The organism is Bacillus paralicheniformis (assembly GCF_001042485.2).
In the GTDB taxonomy this organism is placed as follows: domain Bacteria; phylum Bacillota; class Bacilli; order Bacillales; family Bacillaceae; genus Bacillus; species Bacillus paralicheniformis.
The window spans coordinates 1-1,025 of record NZ_LBMN02000032.1 but is presented as its reverse complement, the minus strand read 5'-3'; the positions used below and the strand labels follow the sequence as shown (position 1 = coordinate 1,025).

Genomic DNA, 1,025 nt, shown 5'->3' with positions numbered 1-1,025 from the left:
AGCCAGGATCAAACTCTCCATGAAGTTTGATAATGACTACGCACATTCGCATGTGCGATTTATTTAATGAATTAACAGGTACGTTTTGTCTTGTTTAGTTTTCAAAGATCATTATTAAAGCAACTCTATTATTATATCTCTTTTAAGTAGTCAAGTGCTTTTTTAAAAATAAATGGTGGAGCCTAGCGGGATCGAACCGCTGACCTCCTGCGTGCAAAGCAGGCGCTCTCCCAGCTGAGCTAAGGCCCCAAAGAATGGTCGGGAAGACAGGATTCGAACCTGCGACCCCATGGTCCCAAACCATGTGCTCTACCAAGCTGAGCTACTTCCCGTTACACATAATGGCGCGCCCGAGAGGAGTCGAACCCCTAACCTTTTGATCCGTAGTCAAACGCTCTATCCAATTGAGCTACGGGCGCATATGTCAATGCCGAGGGCCGGACTTGAACCGGCACGGTAGTCACCTACCGCAGGATTTTAAGTCCTGTGTGTCTGCCAATTCCACCACCCCGGCGTGGATGGTTGGAGCGGAAGACGGGATTCGAACCCGCGACCCCCACCTTGGCAAGGTGGTGTTCTACCACTGAACTACTTCCGCAAATCTTTTTTATAATGCGGGTGAAGGGACTCGAACCCCCACGCCGTAAAGACACTAGATCCTAAGTCTAGCGCGTCTGCCAATTCCGCCACACCCGCATAAAATGGTGAGCCATGAAGGACTCGAACCTTCGACCCTCTGATTAAAAGTCAGATGCTCTACCGACTGAGCTAATGGCTCTTTAAAAGAGACTTAAATATTATATCATAAAAAAGTGGTGCCGGCAAGAGGACTTGAACCCCCAACCTACTGATTACAAGTCAGTTGCTCTACCAATTGAGCTACACCGGCTTAATCAACAAAATATTATAATGGTGGAGGATGACGGGATCGAACCGCCGACCCTCTGCTTGTAAGGCAGATGCTCTCCCAGCTGAGCTAATCCTCCGTTTGCACTTGCGTGCAACAGCTTGGCGGCGTCCTACTC

Annotated in this window: 9 tRNA genes; all 9 read right to left on the bottom strand. The window is 48.8% G+C overall.

The annotated features are described in order from the left end of the window. Nucleotides 1–173: 173 nt before the first annotated feature. Nucleotides 174–249, bottom strand: a tRNA-Ala gene (locus ACH97_RS16545). Nucleotides 250–255: 6 nt separating this feature from the next. Further along, nucleotides 256–332: transfer RNA gene (locus ACH97_RS16540), tRNA-Pro, on the bottom strand. A 10-nt stretch (nucleotides 333–342) separates the two neighbouring features. Next, a tRNA-Arg gene (locus tag ACH97_RS16535) sits at nucleotides 343–419 on the bottom strand. 9 nt (nucleotides 420–428) lie between these two features. Beyond that, nucleotides 429–514: transfer RNA gene (locus ACH97_RS16530), tRNA-Leu, on the bottom strand. A 9-nt stretch (nucleotides 515–523) separates the two neighbouring features. Further along, nucleotides 524–598, bottom strand: a tRNA-Gly gene (locus tag ACH97_RS16525). 15 nt (nucleotides 599–613) lie between these two features. Then, nucleotides 614–696, bottom strand: a tRNA-Leu gene (locus ACH97_RS16520). Nucleotides 697–702: 6 nt separating this feature from the next. Next, nucleotides 703–778 (bottom strand) — tRNA-Lys (locus ACH97_RS16515). Nucleotides 779–813: 35 nt separating this feature from the next. Beyond that, nucleotides 814–889: transfer RNA gene (locus ACH97_RS16510), tRNA-Thr, on the bottom strand. Between the two features lie 21 nt (nucleotides 890–910). After that, a tRNA-Val gene (locus ACH97_RS16505) sits at nucleotides 911–986 on the bottom strand. Nucleotides 987–1,025 lie beyond the last annotated feature (39 nt).